This is a genomic window from Flectobacillus rivi, from assembly GCF_030056655.1.
Taxonomy (GTDB): Bacteria; Bacteroidota; Bacteroidia; order Cytophagales; family Spirosomataceae; genus Flectobacillus; species Flectobacillus rivi.
On the sequence record NZ_JASHIE010000009.1, the window covers coordinates 369,289 to 389,290 of the forward strand.

The following is a 20,002-nucleotide window of genomic DNA, read 5'->3' on the forward strand; positions in this document are numbered from 1 at the left end:
ATAAGAGCTTGTTGGACGTTTTGGCTTTGTTGTGCCATTTTGAATTCACCAAGATTTTGACTTTTAAGCAATCAACTGTGCAAAGGAAAAAGTTTTACATACTTTCTGGAAGTTTAGTTTTATCGGTATTTGCTTCACTCGCGTGGGAGTTCCCTCTGCGTAGTCCTGAGTCTCTTTGGACAAGCAAGCCGTTTTTAGGCGTTTCTGTACCCGCCGATACGGTACAAAAATCTGGGCGTCGTCCCAAATATAAAATCAAAGATCGTTATACCAACCGTTTCTCTGATCGTTCGCCTTCTTCTCCATTTATCATAAAGGATACCAAATCTACCTCAACGGAATTCAAATTGGATTCGGCTGGGCGTATAACGGTTTATGAAAAACTGACAGGCTCAGATGCCAATTACAGGCCATCACAGCAAATGACTTTTGAGGAGTATCAGAAGGTACAACAAAATCGTTTTGTGCGAGACTATTGGAAAAAATACGCTGCCTCTCAAGATGGAAAAGATGAAACCCGAGGGCGGGGTATTTTACCAAAAATAGAGCTCCCTCCAGCCATTGACCGTATTTTTGGTGGGTCTGAAATTGACTTTAAACCTAACGGAAATATCTTACTCGACATTGGCTACATCGGACAGTTTATCGATAACCCAGCCATCCCAGTTCAACAACGATATATCGGAAACCTGAACTTTAACGAGCAAGCGCAAATTAACTTTCAAGGAAAAATTGGTAATAAGTTTAATCTCAATACCAACTTTGATACCAAGGCAAGTTTCAATTTTCAAAATCAACTCAAACTCAACTGGCGTTCAAATGAAGAAGATATACTCCAAAACATCGAAGTAGGAAATACCTCTTGGACTCTTAATAGCCAACTCATTCCTGGGGTTCAAAACCTATTTGGTTTGAAAACCTTAATGCGTTTTGGTAAAGTGGATGTCACTTTAGTCGCGGCACAACAGCGCTCTAAACAAGATTGTATTACCTTAAAAGGTGGTTCTCAGGGTAAAACTTTCGAAATCCGTGCTGATAACTATGATGAAAATAGACACTTTTTCTTATCTACGTTTTTCCGTAACAAATACGAAAGTTCGCTAAAAAATGTTTCGGTGATGTCTTCGGGCGTTTCAACGAACTCTCTCAATAATACTACATCGTCCACTGATTTATCACAAAGTTCACGTAGTACTACGAGTACCGAAACTGCCTATATTTCTTCTGGTATTACGATTACTCGTTTGGAAGTATATGTCACAAACCGTTCTCAAAATACTGAAACTCTACGCAATATCGTAGGTTTCTCGGACCTAGGCGAAGGTGCACCAACTAACCCATATAATCCCAACAATGGGGTTGCAGCTGCTTCAGGTGCTAATGGAGGTACGCCTGTGAATAACAAAAACAATACGCTTTACAACAAGTACTTAGACCCTAATTCGTCAAATGCTGAAATTCGTAAGGCTGATCAGACTACAAGCTTGCTTGTAGCTGACGGTTTGGATAAAGGTACCGACTTTGATGTATTGCGTGGAGCCAAAAAGCTTACAGAAAGAGAATATCGTTTTAGTCCTGAATTGGGTTATATCTCCTTGGTCACGCCACTTCGTAATGATGAAGTGCTTGCGGTGTCCTATGAATATACCATGAATGGACAAAAATACAAGGTAGGGGAGTTAACGGAAGATTACCAAAACCGCCAAGACAATGAAGTGTTGGTGTTAAAACTTTTGAAATCATCCACTATCCGTAACGTATTGAATCACCCAATGTGGAATTTGATGATGAAGAACGTTTATTCATTAAATGGTTCTCAGATTTCCAAAACAGGTTTTCAATTACGTGTTATTTACAAAGACGATAATACAGGTATCGACAATCCAAGTTTGTTGGAAGGTCGAAACGTGAAAGATATTCCATTGGTTCAAGTTTTAGGACTTGATAAAATGAACCAAAACGGTGACCGTCAGACTGACGGTAATTTCGACTTTATTGAAGGCGTTACAGTAGATAGCAGAAATGGTAAAATCATTTTTCCTGTCCTTGAACCTTTTGGAGGTACACTTAGAAAGAAGTTCGAAGCGGATGAGTCTCAATTGGTAGATAAGTATGTATTCGATAAACTTTATACTTCGACGCTTGCCGATGCGCAACAAATTGCAAGTAAGAATAAGTTTTTCTTGAAAGGTAGTTATCAGTCGTCGCTTGGTGGTGATGTAAATTTACCTTTAGGGGTAGATGGTAACTCCGTACAAGTGACTGCAGGGGGTGTTGCCCTTACACCTGGTGTAGACTACATTGTTGAACCACAAGTAGGTCGTGTAAAAATCCTAAATTCTGGCATTTCCAATTCAGGACGTGAAATTAGGATTTGTTATGAAAAGCCAGATCTATTCAATAATCAAATACGTACACTTTTAGGAACACACATCGATTATACTTTAGGGAAGGATATTCACTTAGGGGGTACTTTACAGCATCTATCAGAAACCCCTCCAAGCTTTTTGACAAGGGTACAAATTGGTAATGAACCCATCAATAATACCATGTTTGGCTTGGATGCAGCCATTCAGAAAAAGTCTTTGCTTTTGACTCGTCTGGTGGATGCTCTACCATTAATTTCGACCAAAGAAACCTCTGCTATTGATTTTCAAGGTGAATTTGCTCGTCTTATTCCGGGTGTGAATAGTGCTGTAAATAGCAATGCGTTTATTGACGATTTTGAATCTGCGAGAAATATATTTAGCCTTAATACTCAAGCGAATTCTTGGAGACCGGGGTCGGTTCCTAAAACGATTGTACCAATTACGTCTCCTAACACAGTAGAAAGTAATTTTAACAGAGCTAAGATTTCGGCTTATACAGTCGATTATAGTTTGTACGGAACAAGTAGTTTAGAAACAGGAAGTGTTGGCATCAACTCGCAAGACGTGGCAAACTATGCTTATGAACGTGTAGTTTCGTCTCAAGCCTTATTCCCTAACCGTTCGGTGGCGAATAACATCAACGTTCCTGTGGGAATTTTGGACGTTTCGTATTTCCCTGGAGAGAGAGGGATGTATAATTACAACCCTAAGTTAGATCAGTTTATAGCTAATCCAAAGAAAAACTTTGGGGCAATTACACGCGCAATTAGTTCAGATACAGACTTTGACAATGCCAATATCGAAACATTAGAGTTTTGGATGATGGATCCATTTGCGGAGGTTGATGCAGGTGCAACAGCCAATTCTGGTAATAGAACAGGTATTGTACGTGCCACTGGAGATTTCGATAAAGATAAAGAGGCCAGTTTGATTCGTAACCGTACAGGTGGAAAGTTAGTATTCAACCTTGGTGATATTTCTGAAGACTTTATACCAGATGGACGTTACAATTTTGAAAATGGTATTCCTACAGGGCAAAAAATTACCCAAGGTTCCCTAGCCAACGTAGACTCAACTGTTTGGGGGCTTGCGCCAACTCGACAATTTGTAACCAATGCGTTTGACTTACAAAATGGTCGTGAACAACAAGATGTTGGTTTGGACGGTTTGCCAAACAACCCAACAAGTTTTGATAATGTTTGGAATGAAAAAGCAAAATTCGCTGATTATGTTCGCACGATTCAAGGGTTGAATATTGATGCAAATATGAAATCTGAAATCGAGGAAGATCCTTCTGGCGATGATTTTATTCACTATCTAAACGAACGATATAGCAGTACTTCCAGCCTTGTAAAGCGTTATAAGAGTTATATGGGTTTGGAAAATAACTCACCACCCTCTTCAACAAGTACCGCATCAGGTTATACAGAAGCAAGTAATCAACAACCAGATAGAGAGGATTTGAACAATGATAATACTATTACTGACACAGATGCCTATTACGAGTATGAGCTCGATATGAAAAAGGAGAAAATGGCAGTAGGACAAAATTATATTGTTGACCAAATCACTGAAGGAGGCGTAAGTTGGTATTTGTTTAGAATTCCTATCAAGAACTATTCGAATAAAGTAGGTAATATCAACGGATTCAAGTCTATGCGCTTTATCCGAATGTTTACTACTGATTGGGAAGCTCCCGTAGTATTTCGTTTTGCTTCTTTTCAACTATCAGGTTATCAGTATCGTACTTATACTGGAGATTTGACACCAAGAGGTTTACAGGAAGTTCCAGAGCCTTATGATGCTAATTTTAAGGTTTCAACTGTAAATATTGACGAAAATGGACCTGCCAACAAAGCTGGCAAAACGGTGCCATACTCAGTTCCTCCAGGGTTTCAGCGTGACCGTGATGTAACAACGGTGAATAACGTTGCTTTGAACGAACAGTCTATGTCGCTTTGTGTAGATGGATTGCGTGATGGAGATTCGCGTGCGGTATTTAAGAATACAGTTTTTGATTTCTTGAATTACAAAAATCTAAAAATGTTTATTCATGCTGAAACAGATGATGCAAACACAAGAACAGGAGATGTTTCAGCATTTGTAAGAATTGGTACAGATCAAACAGATAACTATTATGAGGTTGAAACGCGTGGTTTGACGATTACTCCTAAAGGAAAAAGCTCTTACCTAGATACAGAAGTTTGGCCTGCGGAAAATGAAATAGATATTCCATTTGATGCTTTACGGGCAGCAAAACTCAAACGTGATAAGGCACAAGTAGCCTTGACTACGCCATATCTTATGGATAGTGTTGTGGGAAATAATGGACAATTGTATCGAGTACGTGTGGTGGGTCGCCCAGACTTGAGTGCAGTGGTGTCTCTGATGATTGGGGTGAGAAATCCAAAGTCTTCGGATGAACTACCTAAATCATTTTGTATTTGGGTCGACGAATTACGTTCTAATGGATTTGATCAAACTTCTGGTAACGCGGCAGTAGGTAAACTAGGGCTAAAGTTGGCAGATTTTGCCAATGTTACCTTGAATGCCTCATACAAAGGATATGGTTTTGGAGGTGTACAATCTAAAATTTCTGAACGCTCACGAGAGACTTCCTATGCCTATGGAATCGCAGCTACGATTAATTTGGATAAATTATTTCCAGATAAATGGGGTTTAAGAATTCCTTTGTATATCAGTTATGACAAAAGTAATTCGACACCACATTTTAATCCACTTGATCCTGATATTCCTTTGGAGCAATCGCTTAATAATATCACAGATCCAGCGAAGAGAGCTATGCTTCAGAAAATCGTAGAAGATAATTCTGAGCGTCGAGCAATTAACCTTACCAATGTTCGTAAGATAAAAGTAGGAGGAGGGAAAGCACATTTATGGGATATTGAAAATATTGCCATTTCATACTCGTTTGCAGAACTGACTAGAAGTAATACCCTCATAGATGCATATAAACAAGTTTCTCACAGAGGTGGTATCATGTATGCTTATGCGGGAACAAGTAAACCGATAGAGCCATTTAAAGGCATAAAGTCTGATTATCCTTTGTTGAGATGGATTAAAGAAATCAACTTTTCTCCGTTGCCTAACTCTATTACGGTGAGGGCAGATATGGATCGTAATTTTGTGAAAACTCAATTGCGAAATGCCGATTTAACTACCGATGGTGTAGCACCAATGTTTGAGAAATATTGGATGTTTACAAGACAATATAATCTAGGTTGGAATTTGACCAAATCCGTTATTGTAAACTACGCTGCCAATGCACGTGCTATTATCGACGAACCTCAAGGTGACATAGATACGCAAGCCAAAAAGGATTCTGTTTGGAGAAGCATCAAAAGCTTGGGACGTACCAAAAACTTTGACCAAAACTTTAGTGCTGTCTGGAGATTACCTCTCAATAAGTCACCACTGACCGATTGGATGTCGGCTGAGTATAGTCATAAATTTGGCTATCAGTATTTAGCGAGTTCGTACGATAGCCGTGACTCGTTGGATGTTCCTTTAGGAAATTTAATTAAAAATACTCGTGAAAGAGGTATCAATGGCAAGATTGACTTTGTAGCATTATACAATCGTGTGCGCGCATTACGTCTGGCGAACCAACCAAGGGTAGAACGTAAAAACGTGGCAAGAAGCCCAGGTGATGATGAAGATATTATCAAACCTCAGCCAACTTTCGTACGAAGTGTTACCCGTTTGATGATGGCTATTCGAGGTATCAATGTAAGATATACCATTAATGAATCTACGACGTTGCCAGGGTTTATGCCAGGCTCTGGAATTTTGGGGATGAGTGCTGCTGATGGTTCGGCACCAGGTTTTGGCTTTGTAACAGGTAGCCAAGACTATGATGTTTTAACAAGAGCAGCCGCCAATGGTTGGTTATCGAAAAGTATTGTTCAAAACGTGCCTTTTGTCCAAACCAAAACACAAAATTTCACTTATGGTAGTTCGATAGAACCATTTAGAGACTTTAGAATACAGCTGGAAGGAAAATGGAGTAGGACAGATAATTACCAAGAGTTTTACCGTCCAACAGAAATGGGAGGCGCTTACAAACATCAAAGTCCAGTACGTTCGGGTAATTATCAGATGACCTTCCTGTCATTTTTGACGGCATTTGATAGCAATGCACCAAATGAGTCTTCAGGTATTTTTAACAGATTCAAGTCATATAGAAATATCATTAAACAGAGATTAGAAGCCTCGAGAGTTATTACTGGAAATGAAGCCTACGATATAAACTCGCAGGATGTATTGATTCCCGCTTTCTTTGCAGCGTATAGCGGTATTTCTCCAAACAAAGTGAGCTTCTCTCCATTTGTGAATATTCCATTGCCAAACTGGCAATTAGACTACAACGGTTTGAGTAATGTTGGTTGGTTCAAAGAGCGTTTCTCGAATATCTCGATTACGCACCGATATAGTTCGACCTACTCGGTAGGTAACTTTGTTTCGTCTTTGGAATATGATAATCCATTTGAGCTGAAAATAGATAATATGCTATATCCGCTTTCTAGTAAAGTAAACGAGCAAGGTTATTTGATTCCTGTTTATGTAATGAGTACGATTAAATTTGAAGAGAAATTTGGACCATTCGTAGGATTTAACGCTACTACTAAAAACAAAATCTCACTTCGTTTGGAATATGCTCAGGATAGAAGTGTAGGCTTAAATTTATCCAACTCGCAAGTAGCCGAGCTAAGTAACAAAGATTTTACCTTTGGTATGGGCTTTACAAAGGCGAATATGCTAGTGCCATTTAAGGTTAACGGACGAAAAGTACGATTGCCGAATGATATGAAGTTCCAGATGAACTTGACGGTTAGAGATACAAGAACCATTCAAAGAAAGCTAGATGCTGAAACTGTGGTGACGAATGGATATGTTAATTTTCAATTTAGACCACAAGTAAGTTATAATGTCAACAAGCGATTGAATGTAAATATGTATGTCGACAAGATGTTTAATAATCCGTGGGTATCTACCTTGTATTATCGCTCAACGATAGCAGCTGGTTTCCAAGTAAGATTTAGTTTATCTGACTAAGCAGTATCTACATCATCTGTTGCAGATATTGAATTAAGGATATGTTACCTATTTTTTGAACTGTATTTTGTGAAAAATGAAGGTCTGTTTTTACATTTCCGAAATCAGAAATTCTAAATCTGTAATAGTTTGAAAATCTTTCTATAGTCCTATTAAGGAGTTGCTAATCAGAAAGATATTCTAGATAAGTTCACTTTTGATTTATAGCATTAGTTTGAGTGAAACTAAATCATTGTTTGAAAGATTGTCATTTTGATGTTTTTCCAGTAAATTGCATCACAATTCTTCAACAAAATTATCAAATTACAAACTGTAAACGCATAAGAGATGAATTTCCCAGCAGAACTTCGCTATACGAAAGAGCATGAATGGATTAAGGTAGATGGAGACGTTGCCATCGTTGGTATTACTGATTTCGCGCAAGGCGAATTGGGCGATATCGTTTATGTTGAAATCGAGACGGTAGGTCAAACTTTAGCTGAAAATGATATTTTCGGAACAGTTGAGGCCGTAAAAACTGTATCTGATTTGTTCTTGCCAATCGCTGGAGAAATCCTTGAAGTAAACCAAACTGTAATCGACTCACCAGAGACAATCAACTCTGACGCTTACGGTGAAGGTTGGTTAGTAAAAATCAAACCATCAAATTTGGCTGACGTAGAAGCTTTGATGGATGTTGATACTTACAAACAACACATTGGACTTTAATTTAGATTACTATTTTGTATAAAGCCCTGTTTTTCAGGGCTTTTTTTTGACCATATCTCGAAGTACGATTCGAGTAAATAGCACAATGAAAATTCTGATTCGTTCCGCAAAAATTATCCAAAAAGGGGCTGACCTCAATGGACAGGTCAGAGATATTTTTATCGAAAACGGTGTGATTCGCCAAATAGGCGAGCAGTTGTCTGCCGAAGCTGATGAAATTATTGAAGGTGAAAATCTATGTGTTTCTTTGGGCTGGTTCGATATGCGTGTACACGCAAAAGACCCAGGCTATGAGCACAAAGAAAGCTTGTATTCACTAGAAAAAGCAGCCCTTGCGGGTGGTTTCTCTGAAATCGCATTGTTGCCTAATACCAAGCCAACGGTTCAGACTCGTGAGAGTGTTCACTATCTTCGTAAATCTGGCGATATTATCAAGTTTCATCCATTAGCAGCGGTTACGCTTAAATGTGAAGGTAAGGATTTTACCGAAATGATTGACTTGCATCACGCTGGAGCAGTAGCATTTACTGATGGAGAACACCCTATTCAAAATCCAGATATTTTCCTTAAAACACTTCAATATCTTTCGCCAATCGGAAGCCTTTTAATTAATCGTCCAGAAGATACTGATTTGACACACTTTGGGCAAATGCATGAAGGTTCTGTAAGTACGCTTATTGGAATGAAAGGAATGCCAAGAATGGCAGAGGAAATCATGGTAATGCGCGATTTAAAACTATTGGAATATGTAGTTGATACGCCATTTGCTGAAGTAAATACAACTTTGCCATTACTACATTTTGCTTGTATTTCTAGTGCAGAATCTGTAGAATTGATTCGTCAAGCTAAAGCGAAAGGATTACCGATTTCTGCGGATGTTGCCGTACATCAACTTTGTTTTACAGAAGATGATTTGATGGGTTTTGATACTAATTTTAAAGTAAATCCACCATTAAGAACTCAAAAAGATGTAGCAGCTTTATGGGCTGGATTGGCGGATGGTACCATCGATGCCATCGTCTCAGACCATAATCCTCAAGATGATGAGTCAAAGAATCTTGAATTTGATATGGCTGATTTTGGAATTATTGGTTTAGAAACGCTTTTTGGTGTTGCCAATACCTACAATGTTGGGCTATCGCTAGAAGACTTGATTGATAAGATAACGATTCAACCTCGTAAGATTTTACGCTTAACCGTGCCTCAAATTGCAGAAGGTACGAAGGCTAACCTGACCGTATTTGAACCAGAGAAAGAGTGGACCTATTCTACTATCCTCTCAAATTCTAAAAATACGCCATTCTTAGGTAAAACATTCAAAGGCAAAGCTTTGGTAGTGATTGCATAAAATCTAAAAGTTTATGTTTAATAATACATTTTGGAAAAAAAGCCTCAAGTTTGGTGCCTTAGCAGGTATTGCCTGTTTGGGGTATAGTGTTATTCTTGATTTAATAGGAATCACCCCGATTTCGGGTAAGTTATTCCCAAGTAATATATTTATTTTGATAGCTTCGGTTTTGGCTGTAAAAAGCTATCGAAGAAATAACCCAGATGAGACGCTTCATTTTTGGGAGGGTTTGTCTTTATGTTTTGTGGTAGCTTTATCAGCTTCAATTATTGTTGGAGGAGGTTTGTATTTGTTTTACTCAACACAGCATGGACAAGCGTTATTAGCGAAGTTTGTGGTAGAAGCCGTGAAAGAATACACCACTGCCAGACAGCAGATTATTAAGGAAACGAATCTAGAATATTTCAATAATTTGATTGCTGGTATCAAAGCTATTGACCCAGTGTCTATTGCATTTACGGAGCTAAAACAGCGCCCTCTTATCGCTATTTTACCATCCATCATGATTTCTTTGTATTATCGTAGACAGTATGTTAAATAGCATCAGCAAAACGCTAGTTTGCTATTAAACCAAAGTCTAAACTTTAACAAATCAATCATGGAAAATCAAACAACTACCACAAAAGTTGCGCTTAAATGGGGTATTATCATCGGTATTTTCAGTGTAGTTTTTAGTACACTAATAATGGTACTGGGGCTAGTGGCCAATCAAGGCGTAGGTTTCGTTGCTTATATAATTATCGGCATTGGAGTATTTATGGCTATGAATGCCTACAAGAAAGAAAATAATGGCTTTATGAGTTACGGGCAGGGACTTGGTATTGGAACCTTAATGTCAGCAGTAAGTGGACTCCTTTCAAGTGCTTATAGCTTTGTGTATATGAAGTTCATCGATCCTTCTGTAATGGATCAAATCTTTAAGAAAGCTGAGGCTGACATGGAAAAGAAAGGCTTATCGGCTGAGCAGATTGACCAAGCGATGGAAATGTCCAAAGTATTTATGAGTCCAGGTGCCATGTTTGTGTGGGGAGTAGTGGGAAGTATATTGTTGGGATTTGTCTTTTCTTTGATTATTGCTGCATTTGTAAAGAAAGATAAACCAATATTTGATTAAATTGTATCTAGAACATAGGCAAAGACAATTTGCTTATAGAGATAAAAACGAATTTGCTAGTGGAGAAATACTTCTTCACTAGCAAATTCGTTTATTAGGAGTGTTCAGTTGAAACAGACTGCAAAAACATTAAATCAACTATGTTTCAAATTTTTCAAAAAGAAGTTAATTCCTTTCTTAATTCGCTCATTGGTTATATCGTAATTGGCGTATTCTTGACAGCAACAGGTCTATTTGTTTGGTTTTTTAAGGACAATGTACTTGATTATGGTTTTGCTGATTTAACCTCCTTTTTTCAGGTTGCACCATTTATTTTCTTGTTTTTGATACCTGCCATAACCATGCGAGCTTTTGCAGAGGAATTTAAAACAGGAACTATTGAGTTACTTTTTACCAAACCACTTGGCGCTTGGGAAATTGTTCTTGGAAAATATTTAGCAAGTTGCTTTTTGATTTTGTTAGCCTTGCTTCCAACGCTCTTGTATTATTATTCTATTTATCAATTAGGGAATCCGCAAGGAAATATTGATTCGGCTGCTGTAATTACCTCTTACATTGGCTTGTACTTTTTAGGGTGTGTATTTGCAGCTTTAGGCGTATTTTCCTCTTCCTTGACAGATAATCAAGTCGTAGCGTTTGTGATTGGATTTGTGATGTGCTTGATTTTATATTATGGTGTAGGAAAATTGGCAGAATTATCATTCATGGGATCGTTTGGTTACATTCTTGAGCAGATTGGCTTGGATTATCAATTCGAAGCCTTGAGTAGAGGTTTAATTGATTCTCGCAATATTCTTTATTTTATATCCGTTATTGCCATTGCCTTGTGGGGAACTACGTTGAAGGTTACGCAGAAATAAGCAGTTTGATATAAATGCCTAATTAAGTGGATTTTGATTGAGTCAACGGGAGATTATTCAGGCACAATACTTTTTCCAAATAGGGTGCGCCTTAAGTCGAACCCTATTCGGAAAAAGTACTCATATGTTAGTCATGTATTGGCTATCTATCAAAAAAGGCGGCCGAAAAACTTATTTCGACCGCCTTTTTTGATACTATATTTTGGAATGGTACCTATTGAGGAAATGTAGATTTTAATAAATCACTCATCCACTCAATCACAATTCACTCAATAAAGAAGTTCACATCTATTTTACAATTACGCCATTGGCTACGAAGGTAATAGCCTTTTCAGGTTCAGTGATTTTCTCAATATCTTCTTGGCTTTTACCAGCATCTTGAGCGTAGTGCTTCAATTGACCAACAGAAGTGGTTTTTACTTGAGCTAAACCTTCAAATACCACAGTTTTTCCATCAATATCCTTTGGTACAAAGAAACCATAATCTTTGAAAGTTACACGCATACTAGAACCATCTTCTAGCTTAACTTTCATCCAGCAACCTTTTACTTTACATACCGACTCTACTACACCTGTTACTTTCGCTTTGACTTGTTCTTTTCCATCCATTTTTTTAGCTAAATCTGTGGTAGAGATAGCGCCTTTTTCAGAAATTTTTTCACCAAAGTTACTTTGGGCCTTTGCTCCAATCTGGATTCCTAATACGATAGCGAAAACGATAGCTATTTTTTTCATAATCAAAAAAAGTTGATTTGTTGAGAATATTTAATGATTACAAAAATAAGAATTGCTTAGGTAATCCTTTGATTTTGAAGGAATTTTTGAATAAAACTCTATAGAATCTTATCAAAAGGTTATTTATAATCTTGAATATTGAAAATGTTGGAACAAAATTCATATTCATTAGGCTGGTTTGAGCAAATGAAGAGCATTCGATCTTGAGAATACTTTTGAACGTTTTCAAGATACCAATTGGTAGCCTTTGCATCTAGATTAGAAGAAGGTTCGTCGAGCATCAATATAGGTGTGTCTGACCAAAACGTCAAGCCTAGTTTTACCCTTTGCTTCATGCCAGAAGAGAAATGCTTTATCGCTTTTTGGCGTGCTTTGGGTAATTCAATAAATTCGATAAAATCTTTGATGGAATACTGCTGAATTAGCGGCTTGAATTGAATATGAAATTGAAGAAGCTCCTCTAGTGTAAACTCTTCAATGAGTTCAAGATAAGGAGCTGCGATGCTGATTTCCTTATAAATTTGCTCAATTTCGAGGGGTTGTTGGTTTTTAAATGCTAGAATTTTTCCTTCTGAAGCGGGAATAAAACCTGAAAGAATCTGCAAAAAAGTTGATTTTCCACTACCATTTGAACCTGTAAAAGTATAGGATTGTCCTTGTTGAAAACGAAGATTTACAGACTTAAAAATCCATTCATTTCTGAATTTTTTCCCTAGATTTTCGGTGATGATTTCCATAAAAAAAGAAGTAAGACAGCTCATGCTGTCTTACCTATTTGAATTGAATCTAAAATCGCAAAATTAGCTGATTAAAGTGGCCCTTTGATGATACCACGCTCGGCTGTACGGATAAACTCTACTATTTCGTCACGCTCAGGTGTTGCTGCAATATCTTGTTCAATATTGGCTAATGCTTCCGAAGTATTGAATCCTTTAAGGAAAATATAGCGATAAACATCTTGAATCAAATTGACTTGCTCATCATTAAAGCCATTGCGACGTAATCCAATAGAATTAACACCTACATAAGATAAAGGCTCACGTGCCGATTTGGTAAATGGTGGCACATCTTTGCGAATGAGCGAGCCTCCAGAAATCATAACATGCTTACCAATTTTTACAAACTGGTGAATAGCACAAGCACCTCCGATACGGGCTGATTCGCCGATATGTACGTGCCCAGCTACTTGTACACTATTGGCTATCACGCAGTTATCTTCTACCAAACAATCATGAGCAATGTGTACATAAGCCATTAAGAGGCAATTTTTGCCAACTTCGGTTTTGAATTTATCTTTCGTACCACGGTTGATAGTAACACATTCACGAATAGTCGTGTTGTCTCCAATAATGGTTAGTGTTTCTTCTCCGTCAAACTTAAGGTCTTGTGGAATAGCAGAAATAACCGCCCCTGGAAAGATTCGACAGTTTTTGCCAATTCTTGCCCCAGGAAAGATAGTAACGTTGGGTCCAATCCAAGTTCCTTCACCAATTTCTACATCTTGATAAATTGTTGAAAAAGGCTCAACAACTACATTTTCTGCGATTTTGGCGTTTGGATGAATATATGCTAACGGTTGTGTCATGGTATTGTTTTCAGAATAATTACTTCGCTTTTGATATATGTGTTTATTAATAATTTTGACACTGCCACTATGTGGCTAAATCGATAGGCTCAGTAATTACGGTAATCTTTGCATTGAGACTTGAAAAGAATTAGTCAAAAGTAATAAATCTTTTCTGTATAAAATTGTACTATGACGGTTTATCATAGTCAAATCCTGATAATTAGCGTAGAAAAAGTACATAAAAATATACTATGGGCTAAAAACTCAAATCAAGACTTTCTACAGATAAATTCTCAATTGCTAATTGCTATAGTTTTTATTAGCTCTTACGAACCAAGCTAGCAGTCATATCTGCCTCACAAACAACTTGTCCTGCGACGTAAGCTGTACCGTGCATTTTGGCAATACCTCTACGAATTGGTGAAGAAAGAGTACATTTGAAAATTACCGTGTCACCAGGAGTTACATTTTTACGGAAACGACAGTTTTCGATTGCTACTAAATATGGCCAGTAATTTTCAGGGTCTGGAACTGAGCTAAGTACAAGAATACCACCTGTTTGAGCCATAGCTTCTACCTGCATTACACCTGGCATAACTGGGTTGTTAGGGAAGTGTCCCATGAAATAATTTTCATTCATGGTTACTTGCTTGATACCTACTACGCTTTCGTCATCCAAATACATGATTTTATCAACCATCTGGAATGGGTAACGATGTGGCAATAGCTGATAAATACGCTCGTGAGTAAGAATTGGTGTTTGCTTAGGATCGTATTTCGGTACTTGATTTTTGTCAGCTTCCAACATCAATTTCTTGATTTTTTTAGCCAAAGCAACGTTTGCTGCATGACCCGGACGAGCTGCCAAAATTTGTGCCTTGATTGGACGACCTACAAGTGCCAAGTCACCAACCATATCCAATAACTTATGGCGTGCCATTTCGTTTTTGTAGTGAAGACTTACGTTGTTAAGCACACCAATTTCTTTTGAAACACTTACTTTTGGTTTACCTAAAACCATCGCTAAATGCTCTAATTCTTCCTCAGAGTAATCACGGTCAGCAATGACAACAGCATTTGACAAATCACCACCTTTGATAAGACCTGCATTGTAAAGCGCTTCGAGCTCATGTACAAAACAGAAGGTACGGCATTTTGCAAAATCCTCATTGAACTGCGTAATATGCGTCAAATTCGCATGTTGGCTACTCAAAAATTTTGAGTTATAGTCAACCATTACCGTTAAGCGGTAATCGCTATGAGGTAATGCTGCTAACTCAACACCTCTTTCAAGGTCTTTATATCTAACTTCTTCCGTTAATTCAAAGAATTTACGATTTGCATCTTGTTCTTCAAGACCAGCATCGAGGATTGCTTCTACAAACTTGATAGAACTTCCGTCCATAATAGGAGGTTCTGGTCCATCTAACTGAATCAACACATTGTCTACCTGACAGCCCACCATAGCAGCTAATACGTGCTCAACTGTGTTGATACGTGCGCCATTATGTTCGATAGTTGTACCTCTAGAAATATCAACAACATGGTCTACATCTGCATCTGCAATAGGTTGACCCGGTAAATCAACTCTTTGAAACTTGTAACCATGGTTTGGTGGAGCTGGTAAAAAAGTCATTGTTGACACAACGCCAGTGTGCAAACCAACGCCTGACAGCGTAACAGACTTTTTGATAGTGTGTTGTTTATTGTTCATTTCTCTATATGTGTGAGCAAAGTGCTCATTTGGGAGTTTTGGGATAAACTCTAAATTTTATTTCAATTTGTTTTCAACTTCTCTAAGACGTTGTTCGATAGCTGGCAACTTACGATACAAAACATGAGAACGGAGGTTTTCTGCATTTTCTACGGCAGGAGAGCCACTCAATACAGTTCCTTCTTTTTTGATATTTTTAGAAATACCACTTTGTGCCGTAATAATCGTGCGATTAGCAACCTGTAGGTGACCAGCTAAACCAACCTGCCCGCCAATCATACAGTTTTCGCCAACTTTACTTGAGCCAGAGATACCTGTTTGAGCTGCTATTACGGTGTTTTTACCAACTTCTACATTGTGAGCAATTTGGACCAAATTATCAATTTTAGCACCTACTCTAATCACTGTGCTACCCATAGTGGCACGGTCGATACAAGTATTGGCACCGATACTTACATGGTCTTCTAAGACTACATTACCAAGTTGAGGAATTGTTTGGTAAGTCCCATCACTTTGGGGAGCAAACCCAAAGCCATCTGCACCGATTACTGCGTTGGCATGTACAGTACAGTGATTACCAATAATACAGCCTTCATAAATTTTAACTCCAGCATAAATGGTAGAGTTATCTCCAACTTTCACATTGTCACCAATATAAGCATGAGGATAAATTTTTACATTTTCACCAATCGTTACATTGTTACCGATATACGCAAAAGCACCCACATAATGATTACCTCCAAGTGTTGAACCCTCAGAGATAAAGCTTGGTTGTTCGATACCCTTTTTGCTTCCAGCTATCAGTTTTTGATACTCTTGAAGGAGTGTTGTAAACGCTGTATAAGCATTCTCTACTAGGATTAGGGTAGGGGAGTATGCTTTTTTAGGTTCAAATGATTTATCTACAATTACAGCAGAAGCCTTGGTAGTATAAAGATACTGTTCATATTTGAGGTTCGCTAGAAAAGAGATGGTTCCTTCAGTTCCTTCTTCTATTTTTGCTAATTGGCTTACTTTTAGTGACTTGTCACCTTTTATTTCGCCATTTAGCATAAAAGCAATTTGTTCAACGGTAAATTCCATGTAATCAATTATGAGTGGTAAGTCGTTTACCTATGCTTGTGGTTTTAGACAAAAATTTATGAAACCTATTTACTGCATTAATGGTTTTGGACTATTTAGTTTGCAAATATACATTCTTTGCCCAACATATATAATATTTTTTGACGATGTTGCTCAAGGCTTTGATTGTGGGTAAGTCAGAGGCTTCAGCTATATCCTTGACTTTTTTATCTTTGGTCAAAATATTAATACTTTGTTTTTCAGAAAGGTAAGCCGCATTGGTAATATGACCTTGTACCATTAGATAAGGGATGTCCTCTGGATATACATTTTCTTGACTTAATAAATCGATTTGAATTTTTTCAAGAAAAGAATCTGAAATAGGTTCATCTAGCAAAATGATTTTATAGAGTTTTCGGTCTAAAAGCATTTGACTAATACTCGACAGGAGTTTGTCAGGATGCTTTGCCCAGACTTTTATACAACCCCAAACATCAGTATCGTCCATTTCGGTAAATGCTTGAATATAGGTTGGATTAGATTTGAAATCTTCAAGTGATACCGCTTCTTGTAGGAATAGACCAAAAGATGGAGTGACAAATACATTTTCTCCTTGCTTGATCAGTTCTTTGGCTCTTTTGATAATTTGAATTAGCATGGTTTCGGCACAAATGCAAGTTTTGTGTAGATACACCTGCCAGTACATTAATCGCCTTGCCGTTAGGAAATTCTCTATAGAGTAAATGCCTTTTTGTTCAACCACCAGTTCATTGTCCACAATATCTAGCATCTTCAAAATACGGTCAGCTCCAATAAAGCCCTCTCGTACCCCTGTAAAAAAACTATCACGATTGAGATAATCCATACGGTCGACATCTAGCTGACTCGAAATTAGTTGATGAAAAAACCTACGAGAATAGGTGTCATTAAACATTTGAATAGCCATGTCGAGTGCACCTCCGAATTGTCTGTTGAGCTCATGCATCAGTAAGAGCGAAATCTCTTCGTGCGGGACATGATTTAATATTGTATGTTCCAAAACATGAGAAAAAGGTCCATGCCCAATATCATGTAATAAAATTGCCATTTGAGCTGATTCAAACTCTTCTTCAGAAATATCGTGCCCTTTGTATTTGAGAGCATTGAGCGCTTCTTGCATGAGGTGCATTGCGCCAAGTGCATGATGAAATCGCGTGTGTAAAGCACCAGGGTACACATAATCGGCAGTACCAAGTTGCTTTATACGTCGTAGGCGTTGATAATAAGGATGTTCGATGAGATCGAAAATAAGTGGAGAGGTAATATTGATAAAACCATAAACGGGGTCATTTACAATTTTGCGTTTGTTCATAATATTGTGAAGCTTATTGAGGATTAAAATCAAAAAATATTCTTAAGTTCTTACTCGCTGAGTATGAATTTATTATCAATTATTGAATACAAAAGTAGGAGATAATTTGCTGAATTCTTCTTGCTACCGCTTGCAATATTATGAGTATTTCATTAATTTTGCAGTATTACAAAAGAGCAGTAACATGCGTATTTGTAGGGACTTGTAGCTCAGCTGGTTAGAGCACCTGACTCATAATCAGGGGGTCCATGGTTCGAGCCCATGCTGGTCCACATTGATTAATAGGCACTTATAATTTCTTATAAGTGCTTTTTTATTTTATGGCAAGAAAATAAAAAAACCTGTCTTTCACGAAAAAGACAGGTTTTTTTATTGGAATATAATCTTCTAAATGAACTGAATGAGCTCGTTAATATTTTTTTTATAGGAAAAGCCTATGGGAAGTACTACATCATTTATAAAGATACTTTTATGATCATAGCCAGTTACTTTGCTCACATTTACGATGTAAGATTTATGTATTCTTCTGAAAATCTTACTCGGTAGTACTTCCTCTAAAGTTGCAATAGATTCATTGACAACCGTTGATTTATTTTCAGTGTAAATTTTTGAATAGATTCCGAAAGCGTTAATGAAGTCAATATCTTCAAAGTCAAATTTCATGGCTTGTCTACCAATTTTTATAAAAGCATAATTTTTTTCTATCATGCTATTCGATGTTTGGTGCCTATTTAGGGCTTTATCGATAGATTTTATTAATCTTTCTTCATTTACTGGCTTTTTTATGAAATCCACAATTGAATTTATTTCGTAAGTATCGATAGCGAATTCCACGTTGGAACTTGTAACAATAATTGGTGGTAGTTTGGGAAACTCATTTACTAAATCTAAACCTGAATTGTCATGTAGTTTTATATCTAAAAAGATGAGATCATACTTATCATTACTTAAAAAGGAGCGTGCTTGATTGTAGTTTCGTGCTACGCTAATATCAAATATAGAAAGCTTCTCCAATTGCATATTTAGATTTACAATGGCGATTTCTGAGTCTTCAATAATTAAACATTTTTTCTTGATCATAGCTTGAGTTGTGATTTGTGTAGTGACTGTGGTTATTGGAAAAAGTCACCAATTTAGTGTTAGGATTAGAATGTTCTACAATTTTGTTTCCTGAAGAGATACGAGTCATTACTAGGTAGTCATATTTTCGAAAATCATGCTATAGCAATAGAAAGTTTAAAGAATAATAATCCACTGTAGCTTTATTTTATTGAGAGTTTAGATACAAATTAAAAGTTATATCTTTTCGATATTAAAATATTGGCGAATATAAATTCTGTATTACTTTATATTAGATGTAATAAAATTAAAATCAAGGCTTTTAAATATAGGTCATTAATAATAAAGCCACAAGATTCATACCTAAATTTTAATCACTTCCGATTTCCTTTCCACTGCTTAATCAATATTTATTTTAAGTAATTCTTTATTTTTTTTCTAAGGGGTTTATCAATTATACATTTTTGGTATCTTTTTTGCTAATGTTTAAGCATTTACTTAGCCAAAGTATAAGAAATATACCACTATATATTAACAAGTATTTTCGCCATAGTGTTACGTCTAGGTTTTTATTTAGCCATAAGTAGTCTTCTATAATTAATTATGATTCTTCTGGCTAGTACAGCAACCTTTTAATTGTGATTACTCAAATTTTCTCTAAGCTTTATCATATATAATAATTGTCCTTACATATTTATGTAGTGACTTTTATATGTTTCTGGCGTTTTGAGTATGCTAGTTAAAATTATGATATAGTTTATCCGTCCTAATAGTTGAAATTTTAATTTATCCGCCATGATAAAAACACTACTTCTGCCATTTATGCACTTTTTCAAGAATACGTATTTCTTGACGCTATATACATTTTGCTGCGCAATTCAATTCCATCTTCTTCTCAAAGATTGAGTTCTCGAATTATTTTCTGATTGACAGCACCTCCTACGGGGAGGTATAAGATATTGTTTTCTTTCGCCAAGAAAGCAATTGCATTGAACCCTTTTATTCAATTTAACCCCTAAGTAATTAGATGAATTCAACA

General features: G+C 37.0%; 13 protein-coding genes and 1 tRNA gene. 7 read left to right on the top strand and 7 right to left on the bottom strand.

All coding sequences use genetic code 11. From position 1 onward, the window contains the following. Positions 1 to 77: 77 nt before the first annotated feature. The 6 genes from sov to gldF all read left to right on the top strand — a co-directional run bounded on the left by sov (position 78) and on the right by gldF (position 11,475). Entirely contained in the window at positions 78 to 7,445 is a 7,368-nt protein-coding gene (sov, locus tag QM481_RS14280) for a T9SS outer membrane translocon Sov/SprA (RefSeq protein ID WP_283382232.1), read from the top strand. A gap of 327 nt (positions 7,446 to 7,772) precedes the next feature. Further along, complete coding sequence (gene gcvH / locus QM481_RS14285) at positions 7,773 to 8,153, top strand: glycine cleavage system protein GcvH (RefSeq protein WP_166552144.1); 381 nt, start codon at positions 7,773 to 7,775, stop codon at positions 8,151 to 8,153. Between the two features lie 85 nt (positions 8,154 to 8,238). Further along, entirely contained in the window at positions 8,239 to 9,501 is a 1,263-nt protein-coding gene (locus QM481_RS14290) for a dihydroorotase (protein WP_283382233.1), read from the top strand. A 13-nt stretch (positions 9,502 to 9,514) separates the two neighbouring features. Then, positions 9,515 to 10,042, top strand: coding sequence for a DUF4199 domain-containing protein (locus QM481_RS14295; protein ID WP_283382234.1), 528 nt, complete (start codon positions 9,515 to 9,517; stop codon positions 10,040 to 10,042). A 57-nt stretch (positions 10,043 to 10,099) separates the two neighbouring features. After that, positions 10,100 to 10,615, top strand: a complete 516-nt coding sequence (locus tag QM481_RS14300) for a DUF4199 domain-containing protein (RefSeq protein ID WP_283370655.1) — start codon at positions 10,100 to 10,102, stop codon at positions 10,613 to 10,615. Positions 10,616 to 10,755: 140 nt separating this feature from the next. Next, entirely contained in the window at positions 10,756 to 11,475 is a 720-nt protein-coding gene (gene gldF / locus QM481_RS14305) for a gliding motility-associated ABC transporter permease subunit GldF (protein WP_166552140.1), read from the top strand. A gap of 288 nt (positions 11,476 to 11,763) precedes the next feature. Here gldF and QM481_RS14310 read toward each other — a convergent pair whose 3' ends face one another. The 6 genes from QM481_RS14310 to QM481_RS14335 all read right to left on the bottom strand — a co-directional run bounded on the left by QM481_RS14310 (position 11,764) and on the right by QM481_RS14335 (position 17,904). Further along, on the bottom strand, positions 11,764 to 12,210 hold the full coding sequence (locus tag QM481_RS14310; protein WP_166552139.1) for a DUF4920 domain-containing protein: 447 nt from the start codon (positions 12,208 to 12,210) through the stop codon (positions 11,764 to 11,766). A 119-nt stretch (positions 12,211 to 12,329) separates the two neighbouring features. Then, complete coding sequence (locus tag QM481_RS14315; protein WP_283382235.1) at positions 12,330 to 12,947, bottom strand: ABC transporter ATP-binding protein; 618 nt, start codon at positions 12,945 to 12,947, stop codon at positions 12,330 to 12,332. A gap of 71 nt (positions 12,948 to 13,018) precedes the next feature. Beyond that, complete coding sequence (lpxA, locus tag QM481_RS14320) at positions 13,019 to 13,795, bottom strand: acyl-ACP--UDP-N-acetylglucosamine O-acyltransferase (RefSeq protein WP_166552137.1); 777 nt, start codon at positions 13,793 to 13,795, stop codon at positions 13,019 to 13,021. A 301-nt stretch (positions 13,796 to 14,096) separates the two neighbouring features. Then, a complete protein-coding gene (locus tag QM481_RS14325) occupies positions 14,097 to 15,491 on the bottom strand; it encodes a bifunctional UDP-3-O-[3-hydroxymyristoyl] N-acetylglucosamine deacetylase/3-hydroxyacyl-ACP dehydratase (RefSeq protein WP_166552136.1) in 1,395 nt (464 codons plus the stop codon). A 57-nt stretch (positions 15,492 to 15,548) separates the two neighbouring features. Further along, positions 15,549 to 16,574, bottom strand: a complete 1,026-nt coding sequence (lpxD, locus tag QM481_RS14330) for a UDP-3-O-(3-hydroxymyristoyl)glucosamine N-acyltransferase (RefSeq protein ID WP_283382236.1) — start codon at positions 16,572 to 16,574, stop codon at positions 15,549 to 15,551. A 91-nt stretch (positions 16,575 to 16,665) separates the two neighbouring features. Next, a complete protein-coding gene (locus tag QM481_RS14335; protein ID WP_283382237.1) occupies positions 16,666 to 17,904 on the bottom strand; it encodes an HD domain-containing protein in 1,239 nt (412 codons plus the stop codon). A 198-nt stretch (positions 17,905 to 18,102) separates the two neighbouring features. On the opposite strand from QM481_RS14335, the gene QM481_RS14340 reads away from it, so the two are divergent. Next, positions 18,103 to 18,176, top strand: a tRNA-Ile gene (locus QM481_RS14340). Between the two features lie 115 nt (positions 18,177 to 18,291). On the opposite strand, the gene QM481_RS14345 is transcribed toward QM481_RS14340, so the two are convergent. After that, positions 18,292 to 18,984, bottom strand: a complete 693-nt coding sequence (locus QM481_RS14345; protein WP_283382238.1) for a LytR/AlgR family response regulator transcription factor — start codon at positions 18,982 to 18,984, stop codon at positions 18,292 to 18,294. Positions 18,985 to 20,002: the final 1,018 nt, after the last annotated feature.

What these genes read in the sequence shown, in the direction of transcription:
- gcvH (WP_166552144.1), top strand. Translation starts at nt 7,773, where the DNA reads ATGAATTTCCCAGCAGAACTTCGCTATACGAAAGAGCATGAATGGATT.
- QM481_RS14290 (WP_283382233.1), top strand. Translation starts at nt 8,239, where the DNA reads ATGAAAATTCTGATTCGTTCCGCAAAAATTATCCAAAAAGGGGCTGAC.
- QM481_RS14295 (WP_283382234.1), top strand. Translation starts at nt 9,515, where the DNA reads ATGTTTAATAATACATTTTGGAAAAAAAGCCTCAAGTTTGGTGCCTTA.
- QM481_RS14300 (WP_283370655.1), top strand. Translation starts at nt 10,100, where the DNA reads ATGGAAAATCAAACAACTACCACAAAAGTTGCGCTTAAATGGGGTATT.
- gldF (WP_166552140.1), top strand. Translation starts at nt 10,756, where the DNA reads ATGTTTCAAATTTTTCAAAAAGAAGTTAATTCCTTTCTTAATTCGCTC.
- QM481_RS14310 (WP_166552139.1), bottom strand. Translation starts at nt 12,210, where the DNA reads ATGAAAAAAATAGCTATCGTTTTCGCTATCGTATTAGGAATCCAGATT.
- QM481_RS14315 (WP_283382235.1), bottom strand. Translation starts at nt 12,947, where the DNA reads ATGGAAATCATCACCGAAAATCTAGGGAAAAAATTCAGAAATGAATGG.
- lpxA (WP_166552137.1), bottom strand. Translation starts at nt 13,795, where the DNA reads ATGACACAACCGTTAGCATATATTCATCCAAACGCCAAAATCGCAGAA.
- QM481_RS14325 (WP_166552136.1), bottom strand. Translation starts at nt 15,491, where the DNA reads ATGAACAATAAACAACACACTATCAAAAAGTCTGTTACGCTGTCAGGC.
- lpxD (WP_283382236.1), bottom strand. Translation starts at nt 16,574, where the DNA reads ATGGAATTTACCGTTGAACAAATTGCTTTTATGCTAAATGGCGAAATA.
- QM481_RS14335 (WP_283382237.1), bottom strand. Translation starts at nt 17,904, where the DNA reads ATGAACAAACGCAAAATTGTAAATGACCCCGTTTATGGTTTTATCAAT.
- QM481_RS14345 (WP_283382238.1), bottom strand. Translation starts at nt 18,984, where the DNA reads ATGATCAAGAAAAAATGTTTAATTATTGAAGACTCAGAAATCGCCATT.